This is a genomic window from Streptomyces flavofungini (assembly GCF_041028215.1).
GTDB classification, from domain to species: Bacteria; Actinomycetota; Actinomycetes; order Streptomycetales; family Streptomycetaceae; genus Streptomyces; species Streptomyces flavofungini_B.
Genome location: NZ_JASKYR010001240.1, coordinates 1 through 1,329, shown reverse-complemented (window position 1 = coordinate 1,329; position 1,329 = coordinate 1). Strand labels below are relative to the sequence as shown.

Sequence of the window (1,329 nt, the reverse complement as noted above, 5' to 3'; positions counted from 1 at the left end):
CTCCGGGGGCGCCGAACGCGCTCCCGCCCGCCCCCAGGGCGGCTCCCACCCCGGCGATCGCGCCCGTGGCGACCACGGCTCGGCGGCTCGGCCCTGACCTGTCTGACGGCAGCATGCGACACCCCTCGGTGGACGGAGATCCGTGCCGATCACGATGCGGCCCTCCGGCGGGGGCGCCCATGGACAAAGGAGGGGCAGGTGTTGGACTAACGGGGCTCGCGGGACGCGCGGCGGCCGGGCGCGGGCCGGGCAGCGCGACGGGGCGCCCGCGCGTGCGGACGCCCCGTCGTGGAGCCTCGGGCCGGTCGGGGACTCAGAGTCCCGCGGCCTCCTTCTCTATGTCGCCCGCGAAGGTCGACACCTCGGTGTAGACGCCGGGGAACTTCGGCCGCGCGCAGCCGTTGCCCCAGCTCACGATGCCGACCTGGATGTACTCACCGGCCTCGTCCTTGCGGAACATGGGGCCGCCGGAGTCGCCCTGGCAGGTGTCCGTGCCGCCCTCGGCGAGCTTGCCTGCGCAGAGTTCCTCGCCGGGCGTCAGGTCGGCGCCGTACGCGGCCTCGCAGTCGGCGTCGCTGACGAACGGGACGGTCGCCTTGAGGAGCTTGGTCTGCTGCTGGCCGCCCTCCTTGTCGGCGCCCCAGCCCGCGATGGTGAAGTCGCCCTCGTTGTACGTGGTGTCCTTGGCGATCTTCAGCGTGGGCTGGTCGATCGGCTTGGCGAGCTTGATGAGCGCCCAGTCCTTGCCCTTGCCGTCGTAGCCGGGGGCCTGGAGGACCTTGGTGGACTTCACCTTGACCGCGTCGGGGCTGTTCAGGTCCGCGACGCCGCCGGTGGCGGTGATGCCGGTGTTGTCGCCGGAGCCGTCCACGCAGTGGGCGGCGGTCAGGACGATGTCCTTGGCGTACAGAGCGCCGCCGCAGCCCATCGACAGACGGACCATGAACGGGAATTCACCCTGCTCGGCGGGGGTGCCGCCGACGACGCGCTCACCCGGCTGGGGGCCCGGGTGCGGCGCCGCCTGGGCGGCCAGGGGCTGAAGGCTGACGGTGGCCAGAGCGATCGCGCCGAGGGTGGCGGCTCTCTTCACTCCACGCAGCTTGGTGTTCAATTGTCTTCCCTTCGTGGGGGGTTCGTGGGGGGATACGCCTGAGCGGGCCCCTGCCGCCCGCACGGAGTGCGCGCCGGTGGCATGAGCCCGCCAAAGCGTTGCTGGGGATTATGGAGATCGGCGTCCGCCCGGGACAAGGGGCGGTTTCCAGCCACGGCGTGTTGTTCACGGCCGGTCCGTTGTCGGCGGCCGGTCGTACAGTGGGAACGGTCCGGGGG

Annotated in this window: 1 protein-coding gene; it reads right to left on the bottom strand. The window is 72.2% G+C overall.

Annotated elements, in window-relative coordinates; genetic code table 11:
• Positions 1-313: 313 nt before the first annotated feature.
• Positions 314-1,111, bottom strand: coding sequence for a S1 family peptidase (locus AB8Z36_RS40070; RefSeq protein WP_369218279.1), 798 nt, complete (start codon positions 1,109-1,111; stop codon positions 314-316).
• Positions 1,112-1,329 lie beyond the last annotated feature (218 nt).